The sequence below is a fragment of the Luteococcus sp. genome, assembly GCF_043424415.1.
In the GTDB taxonomy this organism is placed as follows: domain Bacteria; phylum Actinomycetota; class Actinomycetes; order Propionibacteriales; family Propionibacteriaceae; genus Luteococcus.
On the sequence record NZ_JBHWOO010000141.1, the window covers coordinates 1 to 18,774 of the forward strand.

Genomic DNA, 18,774 nt, shown 5'->3' on the forward strand with positions numbered 1-18,774 from the left:
CGATGGTCGAACAGATGATGGCTCTCACGATGTGGTAAGCCTCCATCTCCTCCAGAGTGGTCTCGATTCCTGAATTGTCAACTGCTTCAGGTGACAAGTGGGTCGACGCTTCAGGCGTGGGGAGCTCGGTGTCAGCAGCCTGCGGGAAATTCTGGTTTCCGAGGGCAGCCTTGAGCCGTTCGTTCACCTGATCGCTGATGTACTGGGAGAAACTCTTGCTGACGAGCGTCGAGAACTGCTCGGAAACTCTTGAGGTGATGCGACCCTCGTAGACGCGTGAGGTGAAGACGCGCACGAAATCTTCAGTCGGTTCTTTGCGCTGCGTAGCGATCTCGCGCTTGATGGCGCTGACGTACTTGAGTTCGCCCGCGCTGCTGATGACAGATTCTAGATCGAAGACCTCCTTGCTCAATTTGCTGAGCTCCGGGACGATCGCATCGTCTATGTCGCTGAGGTCCAACACGAGGAATGGCTTCTCGTCCATCTTGTTGGGCGCATCGAGGTCGGTGTAGAACCGGTACTCTTCACCATTGGTCAAGCAGGCGATGCGAGCTGTCGTGACGTGGAAGTACCGGAACAGCTGGGAGGCGTTCTCCAGCGAGAGGGGCTCACCAACCTTCTTGCATTCGATGAGCATCTGAACTTGTCCGTCGCGCAAGATGGCATAGTCGATCTTCTCGCCCTTCTTGAGCCCAACGTCTGTGATGAATTCCGGAACCACTTCATTCAGGTTGAAGACGTCGTAACCGAGCACCGTAGCGATGAATGGCATGATCAGCGACGTCTTGGTGGCCTCCTCCGTCTGGACTGCAGCCTTGTCCTGACGTACCTTCTTGGCCATCGCTGCCAACTTTTCACCGAACTCCATGGTTCCGTCCCTCCTTCGATCCGATGACATGCAGCATAGTTCTGGCTGGGTTCGTCGGGGCGTCATTGAGTGAGGATTGGCATGTTTTCCTTGGATCTTGTGATGGCTATGGGACATGCTCTGAGTCGACGGGCCTGCCGCCTCTCGTCTCCTGATGAGTGAGACGTCAATCGTGAACGACTAGGGGGGCTCTGAAGAGCTTTCTGCTACTCGAACAGGTATAGATCACTGGACTGTCGGCCGACGGATGAAGTGACTCGGAGTGTTTGTGGTAGGCGGCACACCGGGGGCGACGAGTGTGTGCTCTTGGCATCGTCCGGGTAGCGCCACAGCGATTGACTCCATGTGTGGTGTCCGGACTCGTGGGGCTCGGTGGCGACTGCGTCAGTTCAGTCGGGACTCATCGCGGTGCGTCCGCTTGGTGGGGTCGTACTTCTCGTAGGGACGGTCCACCTCGTCCTCGACGGTGTAGATGCCGGGCGCGTCCAGCACCAGGTTGGAGCCGCCGGCGGTGTCGGAGAGGTAGCGCGGGGCGACGGCGCGCGCCACGTGCCACAGGATGACGGTGGCCATGGTGCCCAGTGCGATGCCGCCCAGGGTGAAGTTCTCGCTGAAGCGCAGCGAGACGTCGCCCACGCCGATGATGATGCCGGCGGCCACCGGGACCAGGTTCACCGGGTTGCCGAAGTCGACCTGGTTCTCCTTCCAAATCTTGGCGCCGAGCAGGCCGATCATGCCGTACAGCACCACGCAGATGCCGCCCAGCACACCACCCGGGGTGGCCGAGATGACGGCCCCGAACTTGGGCGAGAAGCCGAAGCCGATCGCCACGAGGGCGGCCACCACATAGGCGGCGGTGGAGTAGACGCGGGTGGCCGCCATCACGCCGATGTTCTCGGCATAGGTGGTGGTGGGGCCTGCGCCCGCGCCGGTGGCGATCATCGAGGTGAGGCCGTCGGCCATGATCGCGCGGCCCATGGTGTCGTCAAGGTCCTTGCCGGTCATCTCGGCCACCGCCTTGACGTGGCCGGTGTTCTCGGCGATCAGGGCGATCACCACCGGCAGCGCCACCAGGATGTAGGACAGGCCGAAGTGCGGCAGGTGGAAACCGAGCACATTGTCGGCGGCACCGTGACTCCAGCCAGCCAGGTCGGTCACCGGGGGCAGTCCGAACCAGTCCGCCCGGCCCACCGCGCTCCAGTCCACCCGGTAGGCGTGGCTGACGGTCCCGTCGGCTGCCGTGCGGGCCACCGGCCCGAGCAGCCGGTCGAGCACCGCCGAGAGCAGGTAGCCGAAGACCAGCGACAGGAAGATGGCGATGCGGCCCAGGAAGCCACGCAGCCCCACCGACAGCAGCACCACCACGAGCATCACGACGAAGGCCGTCCACTGGTCCTGCGGCCAGTAGGTGCGGGCCACCACCGGGGCCAGGTTGAAGCCGATCAGCATCACCACCGCGCCGGTCACCACCGGCGGCAGGACCCGGTGGATCACGCGGGCACCGGCGACGTGTATCACCAGGCCGACCAGCAGCAGCGCCAGGCCCACCACGAGCAGGGCACCCGAGACGTCGGCCGGGTTGCCGCCCATGGTGTAGATGGCCGTCGCCACCCCGACGAAGCTGGCCGAACTGCCCAGGTAGCTGGGCACCCGGTTCTTGGTGAGGAAGAGGAAGAGCAGGGTGGCGATGCCGCTCATCATCACCGCCAGCTGCGGGTTGAGCCCCATCAGCAGCGGGAAGACGAAGGTGGCGCCGAACATGGCCACCACGTGCTGCGCCCCCAGACCGATGGTCTTGCCCCAGCTGAGGCGCTCGTCGGGGGCCACCACGGCCCCCGGTGCCAGTTGTCCGTTGCCGTGCAGCTTCCAGATCACGCGATCGTCCTTTCGTCCGGCCAAGTGTACGAGCCGGACGAGGGACTCAGATCCAGGAGCGGAACCACATGCGCGCCATCCACTGCTTGCGGGTGAGCAGACCGTCAGTGAGGATCGGGTAGATGAAGGCGAAGTTGGCCGCCACCAGGGCGACGGCGCTGCCCGCGATCCACGCCCCGCGCCGGCGATGGGGGCCGTCGGCCGGCCCGATGATGCGGCCGAGCCACAGCGCCAGGATCGTGACGGTGAAGGGGATGATGCAGATCGCGTAGAAGAAGAACAGGGGACGGTCGGCGTACTTGAACCAGGGCAGGTAGGTGCTGGCCATCGCCACGATCGGCAGCCCGAAGCGCCAGTCGCGCCCGGCCACCCACACCACCAGGCCGGCCAGCAGCGCGACCAGCGCCATCCACCACAGCACGGGGGTGCCGGCGCCGGAGATGACCCGCAGGCAGGTGTCGTTGACCGCCTGGCAACCGTCGACACCGGGCTTGATGTCGTTGACCGCGTCGATGCCGATCGGGCGCTGCATCACCAGCCAGCCCCACGGATTGGCCTCGTAGGTGTGGGTGGCGGTCATCATGCCCTCGCCGGTGTGGAAGTCGTACATCTCGGAGTGGTAGTGCATCAGCGAGGCCAGCGGCGCACCGAAGACCCTGGTGGTGAAGGCATCGGGATTGTCCGCGCCCCAGCCGCGGCTCCAGCCGCCGTGCGTGACCAGCCAGCCGGTCCAGGTGACCAGGTAGGTGGGCACGGCCAGCACCACCATCTGCACGAAGGCGGGGATACCGTCGCGCAGCAGCGCGCTCCAGCTGCGGGAACCGGCGCCGGCCAGGCGTCGCGCGTCGACGTCCCACAGCACCGACAGGATTCCCATGGCCGCCAGCATGAACAGCGAGTTCCACTTGACCGCCGTCGCGAGCCCGAAGCTGAGCCCGGCCAGGATGCGCCACGGCCGCACGTACAGTGCCGGGCCGAAGGCCCCGCCCAGATCGGTCAGCCCGGCACGCTGCAGGTGCAGACCCAGGCGGTTGCGGAACCAGTCACGGTCGGCGGCCACACAGGCAACGCCCGCCACCAGGAAGAAGGCCTGGAAGATGTCGAGCAGGCCGATCCGGCTCATCGTGAAGGCCAGCCCGTCAAGGGCCAGCAGCACCCCGGCGATGGCGCCCACCAGCGTCGAGCGGCTCAGGCGCCGGGCCAGGCGGATGGTCGCCAGCACCAGCAGGCTGCCGAAGACCAGCGAGCTGAAGCGCCAGCCGAAGGAGTTCATGCCGAACAGGTGCTCGCCCGCCGCGATCAGCCACTTGCCCAGCGGCGGGTGCACGACGAAGGAGGCATTGGCATTCCAGCCCTCGACCATGCCCTGCGCGATGGCGTCATTGGCCTTCAGCTTGGTGCCCGGCATGGTCTCGGGCCAGGTCCCCTCGTAGCCCAGGTGCAGCATCGTCCAGGCCTCCTTGGGGTAATAGGTCTCGTCGAAGACCAGTCCCTTGGGGCGGCCCAGGTCGACCAGGCGCAGCACGAAGGCGAAGGCGGTGATGCCGAGGGTCACCAGCCAGCCGGTCAGCCGGTCGGCCGGAGGGGCGTCGAGCAGGCGGTCGACGACGGTGCGCTCGGCCCTGGGCTGGGCGGCGGCGGAGGGGACGAGGGCGGTGCTCACCCGCACATCCTAGGTCTCGGGGGACAATGGGTCGGTGAACCACGACACCAGCCCCGCCGCCACCCCTGCCGTGGGCGGCCCCGAGGCCGCCACGCCCCGCCAGCTCGAGCCCGACTCCCGCGGCCGCGGCCGGGTGGTGCTGGCCGCCACCCCGATCGGTTCCTCGCTGGATGCGTCGAAGAACCTGCGCAATGTGCTCACCGATGCCCGGGTGATCGCCGCCGAGGACACCCGCCGCCTGCAGACGTTGCTGCGGCGCCTGCACGTGACCACTGGTGCCCGGATCGTCAGCTACTTCGAGGGCAATGAGAACTCCCGCACTCCCGAGCTGCTCGAGGAGCTGCGCTCGGGACGCAATGTGGTGGTGGCCACCGATGCCGGCATGCCCTCGGTGAGCGATCCCGGCTACCGGCTGGTGCAGGCCGCCGTCTCGAATGACTTCGAGGTGACCTGTGTGCCCGGCCCGAGCGCCGTGCTCACCGCGCTGGCCGTCAGCGGGCTGCCCGTGGACCGCTTCTGCTTCGAGGGTTTCCTGCCCCGTCAGCAGGGGCCGCGCCGCCGCCGGTTGGAGGCGCTGGCCGCCGAGGAGCGCACCATGGTCTTCTTCGAGGCGCCGCACCGGCTGGCCGACTTCCTGTCCGACTGTGCGGCGGCTCTCGGTGACGACCGCCCCGCCGCCGTCTGCCGCGAGCTCACCAAGCCCCACGAGGAGGTCCGCCGCGGCGGGCTGGCCGAGCTGGCCCAGTGGGCCGCCGAGCACGCCCGCGGCGAGATCTGCGTGGTGGTGCAGGGAGCGGAGCAGGCCGTCGACGCCGAGGATGCGCTGGCGCTGGTACAGCGGCGCATCGGCGAGGGGGAGAAGCTCTCGGCGGCCGTCGCGGAGGTGGCGAAGCTGACCGGGGCCAACAAGAAGCAGCTCTACCAGGCGGCACTCGACGCGCGCTGACCCGATCGCAGGTTCTGGTCAGGGTTGTGTTGCACCGGCGCCACACAAGTCTGACCAGGACGGGCGCAGTCGGGGACGCCGCGTCGACAGCCCCGCCGAACGTGCAGGACAATGTGCCCCATGGACATCGCCGCACGGCTCGCCGAGCTCAACCTCCCCCCGCTGCCAGACCCCCTGCCCGGCCCGACCGTCGACTCGCACACCCACCTCGACTCCACCCGCGAGTACTCCGGGCTCGACGTCGAGACGAACCTGGCGGCCGCCCGCGCCGTCGGCATCGACCGCCTGGTGGAGGTGGGCTGCGATGTCCCCAGTTCCCGGGTGGCCGTCGAGATCGCCCGCCGGCACCCCGAGGTGGTGGCCGCCGTGGCGATGCACCCCAATGACGCCGCCCGCAGCACCACGCTGGATGCCGACATCGCCACCATCGACGAACTGGCCGCAGACCCGGTGGTGCGTGCGGTGGGGGAGACCGGGCTGGACCACTACCGCACCACCGACGAGCGCCTGCAGTCGGTGCAGGAGGAGAGCTTCCGTGCCCACGTCGAGATTGCCCGGCGACGCGGCCTCACCCTGGTGATCCACCACCGCGACGCCCATGACGACCTGCTCCGCGTGCTGCACGAGGTCGAGCTGCCCGAGCGCACCGTGATGCACTGCTTCAGCGGTGACGCCGACTTCGCCCGCGACTGCCTGGCCGCGGCCGGCGCCCAGGGCATGTGGCTCAGCTTCCCCGGGGTGCTCACCTACCAGAACGCCCCCTACCTGCGCGAGGCCCTGCAGGTGGTGCCCCGCGAGCGCCTGCTGGTGGAGACCGACGCCCCCTACCTGACGCCGTTGCCCGCCCGGGGCAAGGCGAATGCCCCCTACCTGCTGCCGCACACCCTGCGCTTCATGGCCGACCAGCTCGACAGCAGCCTGGACGAGCTGTGCCTGCAGGTGCGCAGCAACACCTTCGAGGCCTTCGGCGGAAGCTGGGGAGAGGACGACCATGCCTGAGACCGGACTGCTCGACCCGCGCAGCGTGCGCGCCCTGGCCGACGAGCTCGACCTGAAGCCCACCAAGCAGCGCGGGCAGAACTTCGTGATCGACCCCAACACGGTGCGCCGCATCGTGCAGCTGTCCGGGATCGGCGCCGACGACACCGTGCTCGAGGTGGGCCCCGGTCTGGGCTCGCTCACCCTGGGCCTGCTGGAGACCGGCGCGGCCGTCACCGCCATCGAGATCGACGAGAAGCTCGCCCCCCGCCTGGCCCGCACCGTGGCCGAACGGATGCCAGAGGCCTCCGGCCGGATGGCCGTGGTGCACTCCGATGCCCTGCGCGTGGACAGCCTCGACGGTGATCCGGTCACCGCCCTGGTGGCGAACCTTCCCTACAACGTCTCCGTGCCGGTGCTGCTGCACCTGCTGGAGCGTTTCGACTCCTGGCGCACCGGCCTGGTGATGGTGCAGCTGGAGGTCTGCGACCGGCTCGTCGCCCAGCCCGGCAGCAAGATCTACGGCGTGCCCAGCGTCAAGATGGCCTGGTATGCCGAGGCCACCCGGGTGGGCATGGTGCCGCCGAGGGTCTTCTGGCCGGTGCCCAATGTGGACTCGGGCCTGGTGCGGATCATCCGGCGCGAGCCGCCGGCCACCACCGCCACCCGCGAGCAGGTCTTCGCCGTCGTCGACGCCGCCTTCGCCCAGCGACGCAAGATGTTGCGCGCCGCCCTGGCCGGCATGTGCGGGTCCTCGGCCGCTGCCAGTGCCGTGCTGGAGGCTGCCGGGGTGGACCCGCAGGCGCGCGGTGAGGTGCTGGGCATCGAGGACTTCGCACGAATCGCCGAACAGCTGCCCCAGATGTCGCCGGGGCAGCCGGTGGGATAGCTTCGGCGGGTGCAAGCAATCGACCAGACCGCGCCGGTGCGGGTGAGGGTTCCGGCCAAGGTGAACCTGGCCCTGTGCGTCGGGGACCTCGACCAGGACGGCTACCACCCGCTGGGGACCGTCTTCCATGCCCTGGGCATCTACGACGAGGTGGTCGCCAGTCCCGCCCCCGACGGCCACACCTCGCTGACCATCTCGGGCGAGGGCGCCGACGAGCTCCCCACCGACGAGCGCAACCTGGCCTGGCGGGCCGCACGCCTGCTGGCCGGGCGCCACGGGGACCCGGCGATGGGCGTCGCCCTGCACCTGAAGAAGCAGATCCCGGTGGCCGGCGGCATGGCGGGCGGATCGGCCGATGCCGCCGGTGCGCTGCTGGCCTGCTCGGTGCTGTGGGACCTGGACACCACGCCCGACGACCTGCACTCCCTGGCCGCGGAACTGGGCTCCGACGTGCCCTTCGGCCTGCTCGGCGGCACCGCGATCGGTCGGGGCCGGGGCGACCAGCTGGTGCCGATGATCACCCGCGGCACCTACCACTGGGTGCTGGCGATGGCCCACGAGGGCCTGGGCACCCCCGGCGTCTTCAGGCGCTTCGACGAGTTGCAGGCCCGCCCCGGCGCCCGGCCGTCGAGCACCGACATCCCTTCCGGAGTGACCGCCGCGCTGGCCTGTGGCGACGTGCGGGCGTTGGGAGCGGCACTGTGCAATGACCTGCAGGAGGCTGCCCTGGACCTGCGCCCGGAGCTGCGTGAGACCCTGCAGGCCGGGCTGGACGCGGGCGCGCTGGGCGCACTGGTCTCCGGTTCCGGCCCCACCTGTGCCTTCCTGGCGGCCAACGAGGCCGCCGCGATGGACCTGCGTGCCGCCCTGGGCCAGGCGCCCACCGTGCGGGCCACCCGGCGCACCACCGGGCCGGTGCCGGGCGCCAGCCTGATCGGCTGAGGCCGGCCGCCGCCCGGATTCGTGGTGCAGCGGTGGGGCCGGGATCTGGTTTGATTGCCTCCATGACCACCTCCTCGCAGGCCGACCCGACGGCCCCCGGCGACGAGGTCGACGAGCTGTTGGAGGCCTGGCACCGCGAGCGCCCCGACCTGCCCGTCGAGCCGATGGGCATCTGGTCGCGCATCCTGCGCCTGGCGCAGCACCTCGACCTGGCCCGTCGCCACGCCCACGACAGCTCCAGCCTGGAGGGCTGGGAGTTCGACGTGCTGGCGGCGCTGCGCAAGGACGGCGAGCCGTACACGATGAGTCCCGGCCAGCTGCTCAAGCAGACCCACGTCACCTCCGGCACCATGACCAACCGGGTGGACCGTCTGGTGGCCCGGGGACTGGTGGAACGCCAGGCCGACCCGAGAGACGGGCGCTCGGTGCGCGTCGTGCTCACCGCCGACGGCAAGCGGGCCGTCGACGCCGCCCTGGAAGGTCTGCTCGAGACCGAGGACCGCCTGTTGGGAGACCTCGACGAGGACGAGCGCGAGGCCCTCTCGGCGGCGCTGCGGCGGTTGCTGGTGGCCCAGGAGCGGCACCAGCACGACTAGGGCACGGGCCTCTTCACAGCCCCCTCTTTGCCTGGCTGTCTAGTCTGAGCCGGACGGATCACCCCTACGGACGGACCAGCATGCACCTCGGCCCCATTCTCCTGCAGACCAGCGTCATCTCCCGCTTCATGGACTGGCTGACGGGACTGATGTCGACGATCGGCGCGCCGGGCGCTGCCCTGGCCGTCTTCCTGGAGAACGTCTTCCCGCCGATCCCCAGCGAGGTCATCCTCCCGCTGGCCGGCTTCACCGTCGCGCAGGGCCATTTTGGTTTCCTGTCCGCGGTGCTGTGGACCACCGCCGGCTCGGTGGCCGGCGCCTGGCTGCTCTACTGGCTGGGCATGGCCCTGGGCGTCGATCGTCTCAAGGCGATCGCCGACCGGATGCCGCTGGTGGACTCCAATGACGTCGACACCGCCGTTGGCTGGTTCGAGCGCCACGGCGGCAAGGCCGTCTTCTTCGGCCGTATGATCCCCGGGGTGCGCTCGCTGATCTCGATTCCCGCCGGGCTGGACCGGATGAACCCGGTGCGCTTCACCCTCTACTCGGTGGCCGGCACGCTGATCTGGAACACCCTGTTGATCTACGCCGGCTACGCGCTGGGTGACAACTGGACCCGCGTCGAGGGCTGGGTGGGCAACCTGCAGAACGTGGTGATCATGCTGATCCTGGCTGCCGTCGCCTGGTTCGTCATCAAGCGCGTGCGCAACCGCAGCGACAAGCAGTACGCCGATGCCGCCTCCACGCAGGAGCCACACGAGCGCGGATGAACATGCGGGCCCGATAGGCTCGGGCGCGTGAGCGAACCCATGACAGTCCTCGTCGTCGGCTCCGGCGGCCGTGAGCACGCCCTGGCCCTGGCCCTGAGCAAGGATCCCGGCGTGGCCGCCGTGCACGTGGCCCCCGGGAATCCCGGCACGGCCACCTGTGCCACCAACCATCCGGTCGACCAGGCCGACGGTGTCGCCGTCGCCGCGCTTGCGGGCGAACTGGGTGCAGACCTGGTGGTCGTCGGGCCCGAGGCGCCGCTGGTGGCCGGGGTGGCCGATGTGGTGCGCGAGGCTGGGATCGCCTGCTTCGGACCCGGTCGGGAGGCCGCCCGACTGGAGGGCTCCAAGGCCTTCGCCAAGCAGGTGATGGAGGACGCCGGCGTCCCCACCGCCGCCGCCCGCGTGTGCACCACCCGTGCAGAGGTGGAGGCCGCCCTCGACGAGTTCGGCGCCCCCTACGTGGTCAAGGAGGACGGGCTGGCCGCTGGCAAGGGAGTGGTGGTCACCGAGGACCGCGAGGCGGCCCTGTCCCACGCACTGGCCTGCCAGCAGGTGGTCATCGAGGAATACCTGGACGGTCCCGAGGTGAGCCTGTTCGCTGTCTGCGACGGCACCACCAGCCGCTGTTTCGAGCCGGCACAGGACTTCAAGCGGGCCGCCGACGGCGACGAGGGCCCCAACACCGGCGGCATGGGCGCCTACACGCCGCTGCCCTGGGCGCCGGCCGACATCGCCGCACAGGTCGACGAGCTGGTCATCCAGCCGACCCTGCGCGAGATGGCCCGTCGCGGCACCCCCTTCACCGGGCTGCTCTATGCCGGCCTGGCGCTGACCCGTCGCGGCATCCGCGTGGTGGAGTTCAACGTGCGCTTCGGCGACCCGGAGACCCAGGCCCTGCTGGCCCGGCTCAAGACCCCGCTGGGCGGGCTGCTGCACGCCGCCGCCACCGGCACCCTGGACCAGGCCCCGTCGCTAGAGTGGGGCAGTGGTGCCGCCGTCGTGGTCGTGATGGCGGCCGGGGGCTACCCCGGTGTCCCCGTCAAGGGCGGCCGGATCGTGCTGGCCGAGGACACCGCCAGCGCCCACACCATCCATGCCGGCACCGCGCAGGGCCTCGATGGCGAGCTGGTCGCCGCGGGTGGACGGGTGCTGGCTGTCGTCGGCACCGGCGACGACCTCGCCGCGGCCCGCCAGGCTGCCTACGGCCAGGTCTCGGCCACGGATTTCGAGACCGGCTTCACCCGCACCGACATCGCCGAGCGCGCCGCCAATGGCCGGGTCGAGCTCGACAGCAGCTACACCGCCACGAACCCCACGCAGGAGAACTGACATGACCGTCCCCAATGTGCTCGCCAACCGCTATGCCTCGCAGGCCATGCGCGAGATCTGGTCGCCCGAGGCCAAGATCGTGATGGAGCGCACGCTGTGGATCGCCGTGCTGGAGGCCCAGCGCGATCTTGGCGTCAGCTTCGGCGGCGACGATCCCCAGGCCGTCATCGAGGCCTACAAGGCGCACGTCGACGAGGTGGACCTGGACTCGATCGACGCCCGCGAGCGGGTCACCCGCCACGACGTGAAGGCGCGCATCGAGGAGTTCAACGACCTGGCCGGCTTCGAGCACATCCACAAGGGGATGACCAGCCGCGACCTCACCGAAAACATCGAGCAGCACCAGGTGCTGGCCAGCCTGCAGCTGGTGCGCGAGCGCATCGTCACCGCCCTGGCGATGACCAGCGCCCTGGCGGTGCAGTACACCGACCGTGGCCTGACCGGCCGCAGTCACAATGTCGCCGCCCAGGTGACCACGTTGGGCAAGCGCTTCGCCTCTGCCGCCGATGAGATGCTCATCGCCCACGCCCGCATCGACGAGCTCATCAAGCGCTACCCGGGCCGCGGTATCAAGGGACCGGTGGGCACCAGCCAGGACATGCTCGACCTGCTCGACGGCGATGCCGACAAGCTCGCCCAGCTGGAGCAGCGCGTGGTCACCAGCCTCGGCTTCGCCTCCGTGCTCGACTCGGTGGGCCAGGTCTACCCGCGCAGCCTCGACTTCGACGCGGTCAGCGCCCTCTACCAGGCCTCGTCGGGCCCCTCCAGCCTGTGCACCACGCTGCGTCTGATGGCCGGCAACGAGCTGGTCACCGAGGGCTTCAAGCCCGGCCAGGTGGGCAGCTCCGCCATGCCGCACAAGATGAATGCCCGCTCCTGTGAGCGCGTCAACGGCTTCAGCGTCATCCTGCGCGGCTACGTGGCGATGACCGAGGGCCTGTCGGGCGTGCAGTGGAATGAGGGCGACGTCTCCTGCTCGGTGGTGCGCCGCGTCGCCCTGCCCGACGCCTTCTTCGCCCTGGACGGCATGTTCGAGACCTTCCTGACGATCCTGGCCGACTTCGGGGCCTTCGGTGCCGTGATCGACGCGGAGCTGGAGCGTTACCTGCCCTTCCTCACCACCACCAAGGTGCTGATGGCCGCCGTCCGCAAGGGCGTGGGGCGTGAGGACGCCCACGAGGCGATCAAGACCAATGCGGTGACCGTCGCGCTGGAGATGCGCGAGCAAGGCCTTCGCACCAATGACCTGTTCGACCGGCTGGCCGCCGAGCCCGCGCTGGGCCTGTCGCGTGACGAGCTGCAGGCCCTGGTCAGCCAGCCTCTGGAGCTCACCGGCGATGCCGGGGCCCAGGTGGCCCGGGTGGCCGGGCGGGTCGCCGAGCTGGTCGAGGCCAACCCGCAGGCGGCCGCCTACCGTCCTGGCCACGTGCTCTGAGGCCAGTCGCCTGAGGCACCGGGGTCGGTGAAGGACCTTGCCAAGCCGACCCCGGCGTGGGAATCTGTGGAAAACCGCGAGGAGCCCACGATGACCAGCCCCAATGCCGTCTTCCTCGGTCTGACCACCCTCGACGTGGTGCAGCGCGTCGACGGGCCGCCCCGGCGGGGCATCAAACAGGTGGTGGAGTCCACCGAGCTGTCCGCCGGAGGCCCCGCGGCCAATGCCGCCGTCACCGCCGCCGCGATGCTGGGCGAGGCCACCCTGGTCACCGCCATCGGTCACCGGGCGGCCGCTGCCACCGTCCGCACCGACCTCGAGGCGCACGGCGTGCGGATCATCGACCTCGCAGCAGGCCACGGGCCCGGCGCGGCTGCCTTCTCCCTGCCGGTCAGCACCTGCGTCGTGGAACCCGACGGCACCCGCACCGTCCTGTCCACCAGCGCGCTGCGCTCCCGGCTGCAGCTCGACGACGCCGCCCGGCAGGCGCTGGCGGGCGCGCACGCCGTCATGCTCGACGGGCACCACCCGGTGGCGGCCGGCATGGCGCTGGGCCAGGTGGCCGACACCGGCTGCCTGCTGGTGCTCGACGCGGGCAGCGTGAAGCCGGCCGCCGAGAGCTGGCTGAGCTGGATCGACGTGGTCGCAGGATCTGCCGACTATGCCGCAGGACTGGGGACGGACCTGGCGGGGGCGGTGGGCCACGTGCTGGAGGCCGGCGCCACCTCGGCGGTGATGACCGACGGGCACCGGCCGACGCTGTGGCAGTCGGTCATCGAGCGGGGGAGCGTCACGCCGCCGCAGGTCCGTGCCGTCGACACGCTCGGTGCCGGCGACGCCTTCCACGGAGCGCTGGTCGCCAGCCTGCTGCTCGACGGGGGACAGCTCGCCCATGCGGTGGAGCGTGCCATCCGCGTCGCCAGCCTGCGCGTCCAGCATGCCGGCGCCCGCGGCTGGCTCAGGCACCTGCGCTGAGTCAGTGCTCTGGGGTCGCTGCTTCGGGGTCGCTGCTTTGGGGGCACTGCTTCGGGGGCACTGCTTCTCGGCCACTGCGCTGTCGGGCATGACCTCACGCACCCAGCCCCCCAGTGGTCACCCACCAGGTCGTGGCCCACACCCCACCGCGACGCTCCGCGAGCCGACCACCGTCGGGCAGGCCAAGGGCCACCCGACGGTGGAAGCGCCTCAGCCCTTCCAGCGGTAGACCAGCATCGCGTAGGGCGCCAGCTCCACCGTGGCAGAGTGCTCGAAGCCGTCGATGCCTTCGTCCTGCGCCGTCAGGTCGAAGGCATCGGCGCTGCCGAAGTTGGGGGAGTAGACGCTGGAGTCGGAGTTGAACTTCAGCTCCCAGTGGCCCCCGGCCGGCAGGCCGATGCGGTAGTTGCCGCGCACCTCGTCGGTGCCGTTGATCACCACGACGACGTCATCGCCGACGCCGTGCTCCTTCCAGCGGTGCCAGGCCATCACCTTGGCCTGGTCATTGCAGTGGAAGACATTGAGCCCGCCGCCGCGCAACCCCGCGGTGTCGTCATTCCAGTTGCGGCGCTGCTGCGCCAGGTCTGCGTGCAGCTGCACGATGCCCTGGTGGTCCTCGCTGAGGTTCCAGTCGAGCGGCACCTCGTCGGTGAACCAGCCGCCCTGCAGGAACTCCTGGCCCTGGAAGAGCATCGGGATGCCCGGGCTGGTCAGCGCCACCATCGTCCCCAGGGTGGCTCGCTTGGTGGCATACCAGCCCTGCTGGTCGTGCGGGTTCACGTCGCTGACGGCGCGCTGCTTGCCATTGGCCACCTCATCATGGCTCTCGGTGAAGATCACCCGGCTGAAGGCCTCGCCGTCGTAGCCGTGCTCGATGGCGCCCTTCATCTCTTCGAGGCGGCGATCCTCGTCGGCGTAGGCCTTGATGAAGCGGCGCAGCGGGTGCACGAACTCGGCATCCCACTGGGCGTGGAAGGCGGCCTGGCCATAGCCCTCGCCCACCATGTCGTCGAGGCCGTGCATGTCCTCGGCGATCATGATCGCGCGCGGGAACTTCTCGCGCACCTCGCGGTTCACCTCGCCCATCAGCTCGAAGCCCTCGGGGATGTCATTGGTGGAGGCGTCCTTGGAGCGGATGTAGGCCGTCATGTCCCAGCGCAGGCCGTCGGCGTGGTACTGCTCCAGCCACATCATGGCGTTGTCGCGGATGAAGCGTCGCACCTCCTGGCGTCCGTAGTCGGGCCGGGAATCGCCCCACGGGGTCTGGGAGCGCCAGTCGTTGTAGAAGTAGATGCCGCCCAGGCCGTTCTCGCTCCAGCCGTCGAACTGCCACAGGTCCAGGTCGCTGGGTCCGAAGTGGTTGTAGACGACGTCGATGATCACGGCGATGCCGTGCTGGTGGCAGGTGCGCACGAAACGCTTGAGGGCGTCGGGGCCGCCATAGCTGCTCTCGACGGCGAACAGGTGTGCCGGGTTGTAGCCCCAGGAGAAGTCGCCCGCGAATTCCATCACCGGCATCAGCTGGATGGCGTTGACGCCCAGGCGCACCAGGTGGTCCAGCCGCTCCAGGACTCCGTCGAGGGTGCCCACCTGGCCCTGCTCGGTGTTGAAGGAGCCCACGTGCAGCTCGTAGATCACCAGCTCGTTGTGGGCGGGGCACTCGAAGGAGTCGTCCTGCCAGTCGAAGGCGTCGTGGTCGTAGATGATCCCGTTGCCGATGGAATTGGTGACCTGGTTGGCATAGGGGTCGATCCGGTCGAATGCCTGGTCACCATTGGTCAGGTGGAACTTGTACTCCTGTCCCTCCTTCGCGCCGGGCACGTCGACGTACCAGTAGCCGTCGCCCTCCTGCTGCAGGGGATGGGCCTCCCGGGACCAGTCGTTGAAGTCGCCGACAACACTGACCGTGCTGGCGTGGGGTGCCCACACCCGGAAGGCGACACCGCCGTCGTGGCAGGTGGCTCCCATGCCCTGGACTGTCTGGCTCATTGATTTCCTCTCACTGGCTCACCGTGCTGGACGGGGGTCCATCGATCGCCACAGGGTACCGGTTTGACAGCGTTCGACTCGATCCGGCGAGGCATTGTTGATTCTCAGTTGATTCTTAACCGCACCTGCCCCGGCCCATGGGGCGGGGCAGGTCCTTGCATGTGGCATATTCATATCTGTCCACTCCCCCGATGGACAGTGGTGCGACACGAGTGGAAGCCGACTGGCTGCCCCGAGATCACTCGGGTCGCACCATGCACCTTCCTCCACACAGCCCGCCCCCGTGGCCATTGCCGCCCGGTCGGGCCGGCTGGCATGCAGGACCAGGTTGCCGGGGCAGTTCGGGACAACAGGTGGACGGGGGGACAGTGGAGGACCAGACCGCGGGCGGGGACCTGGCGGGTACCTTGAGCGAGGCGATCCGTGCCAGGGGGCTGAGCCTGGAGCGGATCAGGCACCGGCTCCAGCAGCTCGACGTGACGGTGAGCGTCGCGACCCTGAGCTACTGGCAGAACGGGCGCTCACAGCCCACCCGGGCCCATTCGGGGCGCACCCTGAGCGCCCTGGAGCAGGTGCTGGAGCTGCCGCCGGGTTCGCTGACCTCGCTGGCGCCGCTGGCACCCACCCGTCGGCGCAGTGGCAACGGGCGCGGGCCGATGCGGCTGCCGGAGACCGTCGAGCAGGTGCTGGCCCAGACCGGCCTTCGCCCCTCGGACCTGCGCAAGGTGAGCACCCACGTGCAGGTGGGTCTGGACGAGAACCGCTGCCAGCGCATCGAGGTGGTGCGCAATGTGGTGCAGTGCCTGCGGGCCGGCACCCGCAGCTTCCCCGTCGTGGCCCAGGCCGAGCGCGACGGTGCCTTCGCCGATGTCGTCACGGGCCTGAAGAACTGCAGGCCCGGGCGTCGCATGGTGGCCGAAGCCCAGGAGCTGGCCGTCACCGAGATGCTGCTGCCACGGGCGCTGCGCCAGGGCGAGCTGATGATGCTGGAGTACCAGACGGTCTTCGGCTCCCAGACGGAGGTCTTCGACCACCTGGGCATGGTGCTGCCCAAGATGCAGAACATGGTGTTGGAGGTCGCCTTCACCCCCCACGACCTGCCCAGCAAGGTGGTGGCCTGGTCCTCTCCCGACTCACACAGTGCCGCCGACGGCCGCGAGGATGCCGAGACGATCCCGGTCGACGGGTCCGTGGCCCAGTACGTCCTGGTCGACCCGCCCGCGGGTTTCCACTCCGTGGCCTGGCAGTGGAGCGAGGACCTGCCCGCACGCTGAGGCAATAGGCTGTCGGGCGTGAGCGACTTCGATCCCGGACTGCCCCTGATCCACCGCGGCAAGGTGCGCGAGCTGTACGCACTCCAGGCCGCCGACCGGCTGCTGATGGTGGCCACCGACGCCATCTCCGCCTATGACTTCGTGCTGGAGCCCGGCATCGACGACAAGGGCGTCGTGCTCACCCAACTCTCGCTGTGGTGGTTCGACCAGTTGGCCGGCATCGTCGACAACCACGTCATCAGTGCCGATCCCGCCACCGTACTGGCGCCCGAGCAGGCCCGGGCGGTCGCCGGGCGTGCCCTGGTCTGCGAGAAGCTCGAGATGGTGCCGGTGGAGTGCGTGGTGCGCGGCTACCTGACCGGCTCCGGCTGGGCCGAGTACCAGGTCAGCGGCACCGTGTGCGGCATCGCCCTGCCCAAGGGGCTGCAGGACGGCTCGAGGCTGCCCGAACCGATCTTCACCCCCGCCACCAAGGCGCCGATGGGCGAGCACGACGAGAACGTGGACTTCGAGTCCATGTGCCGCACCACCGGCCGGGAGCTGGGGGAGCGGCTGCGCGAGCTGAGCCTGGAGGTCTATGCCAGGGCCGAGCAGGTGGCGCGCGAGCGGGGGATCATCCTGGCCGACACCAAGCTGGAGTTCGGCCGTCGCGCCGACGGCACACTGGTGCTGGGCGACGAGGTGCTCACGCCCGACTCCTCACGCTTCTGGGACGCGTCCACCTGGGCGCCGGGCGGCAGTCTGGACAGCTTCGACAAGCAGTATGTCCGCAACTGGCTGACCCGCGAGTCCGGGTGGGACCGCAGCAACGACAATCCGCCGCCCTCGCTGCCCGCCGACATCGTCGAGGCCACCCGGATGCGCTACCTGGAGGCCTTCGAGCGCCTCACCGGCACCCCACTCGTCCTTCCCTGAGTGCTTTGCTGACGGGTGCGCCTGGTGTGCCTGGTGCGCCCGGGATCTGGAGCGGGATGTCTGGTGCTGCACCCCGCCCCGGCCTGCCCCTTGCGCGTGCAGAGTGGACTGTGCACGTCGGAGTGTGACTCTGCGGCCCCTGGAGCGGGTGCACAGTGGGACCTGAGCGTGCACAGTGGACTGTGTACGCCGTCCCGACGGGTCTAGGCGCGGCTCAGCAGGCCCAACCCGGCCAGCACCAGCGCCACCCCGAGCCCCATCAGGGCGGTGAAGGGCTCCCCCAGCACCAGCACAGCCAGCAGGTTGGCCACCATGGGTTCGGCCAGCGCCAGGGTTGCGGCGGTGGCGGCGTCGATGCTGCGCATTCCGGTCTGGTAGAGCAGGTAGGCGCCCGCCGTGGCGGCCACCCCGAGCCAGCCCAGCACCACGAGGTTGCGTGGTTGGGTGACGAAGGTGAGGTCCTGCTGCAGCAGGGGCACCGCCAGGACAAGGGCTGCCACCAGGAAGATCCAGCTGCTCAGCACCAGCGGTTCGTCTCCCTCACTGGCTGCACGTCGACTCGCCACGGAGTAGCTGCCGAAGCTGATGCCGGCAGCCACGGCGAGCAGGAGACCCAGCACGTCGAGCGGTGCGGAGCTGCCGGATCCCAGGACCAGGAGCGAGGCACCCGCCAGGCTGGTCAGGGTGGCCGTCGTCCACCGGCGGGACGGGCGCCGTCCCTCGAGCCGCCAGCCCAGCAGCCCCGCGACCAGCGGCGTCGTGGCCAGCATGACCAGGGTTCCCACGGCCACCCCGGTCCGGGCGACGGCCGCGAAGAAGGTCAGCTGGTAACAGGCCACGGACAGGCCGGCAGGAAGGATCCACCGCCAGCTCCCGTGTCGCAGCGGCGCCACCCAGCCCCGAGCTCCGCCGGCCAGGGCGATGCCGGTCAGCAGGACGGCGGCCACCAGGGTGCGCAGGCCTCCCACGGCCACCGGGCTGTGCTGTCCGGTGAGCAGGGCCTGCTAGGTGCCCGTGGTGCCCCACAGACAGGCACCGGCAAGGGCGAGCACGGCTCCGTGGCGGTGTCCGGAGTGCGTCGCTGAGGGGCTGGTCACGGCACGACGATAGGCGAGACCGATTGGGTCGCCGGTCCCATCCTCCCGATCGAGCGATTGTGGGTCCTTGGCACGTTCAAGATGCGCTGGAGACCTGAACCCGCTCGATCGTGACAGGCTCGCTACCGGTGGGGTGGGTTCGTGGGCACCCGAGGTTCGATAGGATCACGAGCATGGCCCGTGTAGTCGTCGATGTGATGCCCAAGCCCGAGATCCTTGACCCCCAGGGCAAG

Annotated in this window: 15 protein-coding genes and 1 pseudogene; 11 read left to right on the forward strand and 5 right to left on the reverse strand. The window is 69.5% G+C overall.

Features of this window, described 5'->3' with window-relative positions; genetic code table 11:
• The 3 genes from ACHFFZ_RS08740 to ACHFFZ_RS08750 all read right to left on the reverse strand — a co-directional run.
• Positions 1-868, reverse strand: an 868-nt coding sequence (locus ACHFFZ_RS08740; protein WP_394276257.1) for a type I restriction endonuclease, incomplete at its 3' end; no start/stop codon positions are given.
• A gap of 384 nt (positions 869-1,252) precedes the next feature.
• Complete coding sequence (locus ACHFFZ_RS08745; RefSeq protein ID WP_394276258.1) at positions 1,253-2,743, reverse strand: uracil-xanthine permease family protein; 1,491 nt, start codon at positions 2,741-2,743, stop codon at positions 1,253-1,255.
• 46 nt (positions 2,744-2,789) lie between these two features.
• Positions 2,790-4,340, reverse strand: a complete 1,551-nt coding sequence (locus ACHFFZ_RS08750; RefSeq protein ID WP_394276268.1) for a dolichyl-phosphate-mannose--protein mannosyltransferase — start codon at positions 4,338-4,340, stop codon at positions 2,790-2,792.
• 136 nt (positions 4,341-4,476) lie between these two features.
• On the opposite strand from ACHFFZ_RS08750, the gene rsmI reads away from it, so the two are divergent.
• The 9 genes from rsmI (at position 4,477) to ACHFFZ_RS08795 (ending at position 13,266) form a co-directional block, all read left to right on the forward strand.
• Complete coding sequence (rsmI, locus tag ACHFFZ_RS08755; RefSeq protein WP_394276269.1) at positions 4,477-5,352, forward strand: 16S rRNA (cytidine(1402)-2'-O)-methyltransferase; 876 nt, start codon at positions 4,477-4,479, stop codon at positions 5,350-5,352.
• A gap of 120 nt (positions 5,353-5,472) precedes the next feature.
• On the forward strand, positions 5,473-6,351 hold the full coding sequence (locus tag ACHFFZ_RS08760) for a TatD family hydrolase (RefSeq protein WP_394276259.1): 879 nt from the start codon (positions 5,473-5,475) through the stop codon (positions 6,349-6,351).
• Entirely contained in the window at positions 6,344-7,219 is an 876-nt protein-coding gene (gene rsmA, locus ACHFFZ_RS08765) for a 16S rRNA (adenine(1518)-N(6)/adenine(1519)-N(6))-dimethyltransferase RsmA (RefSeq protein WP_394276260.1), read from the forward strand. Before ACHFFZ_RS08760 ends, rsmA begins: the two co-directional genes overlap by 8 nt.
• A gap of 9 nt (positions 7,220-7,228) precedes the next feature.
• On the forward strand, positions 7,229-8,161 hold the full coding sequence (locus tag ACHFFZ_RS08770; RefSeq protein ID WP_394276261.1) for a 4-(cytidine 5'-diphospho)-2-C-methyl-D-erythritol kinase: 933 nt from the start codon (positions 7,229-7,231) through the stop codon (positions 8,159-8,161).
• Positions 8,162-8,223: 62 nt separating this feature from the next.
• Complete coding sequence (locus ACHFFZ_RS08775; protein ID WP_394276262.1) at positions 8,224-8,757, forward strand: MarR family winged helix-turn-helix transcriptional regulator; 534 nt, start codon at positions 8,224-8,226, stop codon at positions 8,755-8,757.
• Between the two features lie 80 nt (positions 8,758-8,837).
• On the forward strand, positions 8,838-9,527 hold the full coding sequence (locus tag ACHFFZ_RS08780) for a DedA family protein (protein WP_394276263.1): 690 nt from the start codon (positions 8,838-8,840) through the stop codon (positions 9,525-9,527).
• A gap of 39 nt (positions 9,528-9,566) precedes the next feature.
• Positions 9,567-10,856, forward strand: a complete 1,290-nt coding sequence (purD, locus tag ACHFFZ_RS08785) for a phosphoribosylamine--glycine ligase (RefSeq protein ID WP_394276270.1) — start codon at positions 9,567-9,569, stop codon at positions 10,854-10,856.
• Between the two features lies 1 nt (position 10,857).
• Positions 10,858-12,291 (forward strand): adenylosuccinate lyase, encoded by a 1,434-nt coding sequence (gene purB / locus ACHFFZ_RS08790; protein ID WP_394276264.1) that lies wholly within the window; start codon positions 10,858-10,860, stop codon positions 12,289-12,291.
• A 90-nt stretch (positions 12,292-12,381) separates the two neighbouring features.
• Complete coding sequence (locus ACHFFZ_RS08795) at positions 12,382-13,266, forward strand: carbohydrate kinase family protein (RefSeq protein WP_394276265.1); 885 nt, start codon at positions 12,382-12,384, stop codon at positions 13,264-13,266.
• A 210-nt stretch (positions 13,267-13,476) separates the two neighbouring features.
• On the opposite strand, the gene ACHFFZ_RS08800 is transcribed toward ACHFFZ_RS08795, so the two are convergent.
• Positions 13,477-15,255, reverse strand: coding sequence for an alpha-amylase family glycosyl hydrolase (locus tag ACHFFZ_RS08800; protein ID WP_394276266.1), 1,779 nt, complete (start codon positions 15,253-15,255; stop codon positions 13,477-13,479).
• 368 nt (positions 15,256-15,623) lie between these two features.
• On the opposite strand from ACHFFZ_RS08800, the gene ACHFFZ_RS08805 reads away from it, so the two are divergent.
• Both ACHFFZ_RS08805 and ACHFFZ_RS08810 read left to right on the forward strand, forming a co-directional pair.
• Positions 15,624-16,529, forward strand: coding sequence for a hypothetical protein (locus ACHFFZ_RS08805; protein ID WP_394276267.1), 906 nt, complete (start codon positions 15,624-15,626; stop codon positions 16,527-16,529).
• An 18-nt stretch (positions 16,530-16,547) separates the two neighbouring features.
• Positions 16,548-17,423 (forward strand): annotated as a pseudogene (locus tag ACHFFZ_RS08810) (phosphoribosylaminoimidazolesuccinocarboxamide synthase); the annotation flags it as partial.
• A gap of 224 nt (positions 17,424-17,647) precedes the next feature.
• Here ACHFFZ_RS08810 and ACHFFZ_RS08815 read toward each other — a convergent pair.
• Complete coding sequence (locus ACHFFZ_RS08815) at positions 17,648-18,442, reverse strand: DMT family transporter (protein ID WP_394276271.1); 795 nt, start codon at positions 18,440-18,442, stop codon at positions 17,648-17,650.
• Positions 18,443-18,774: the final 332 nt, after the last annotated feature.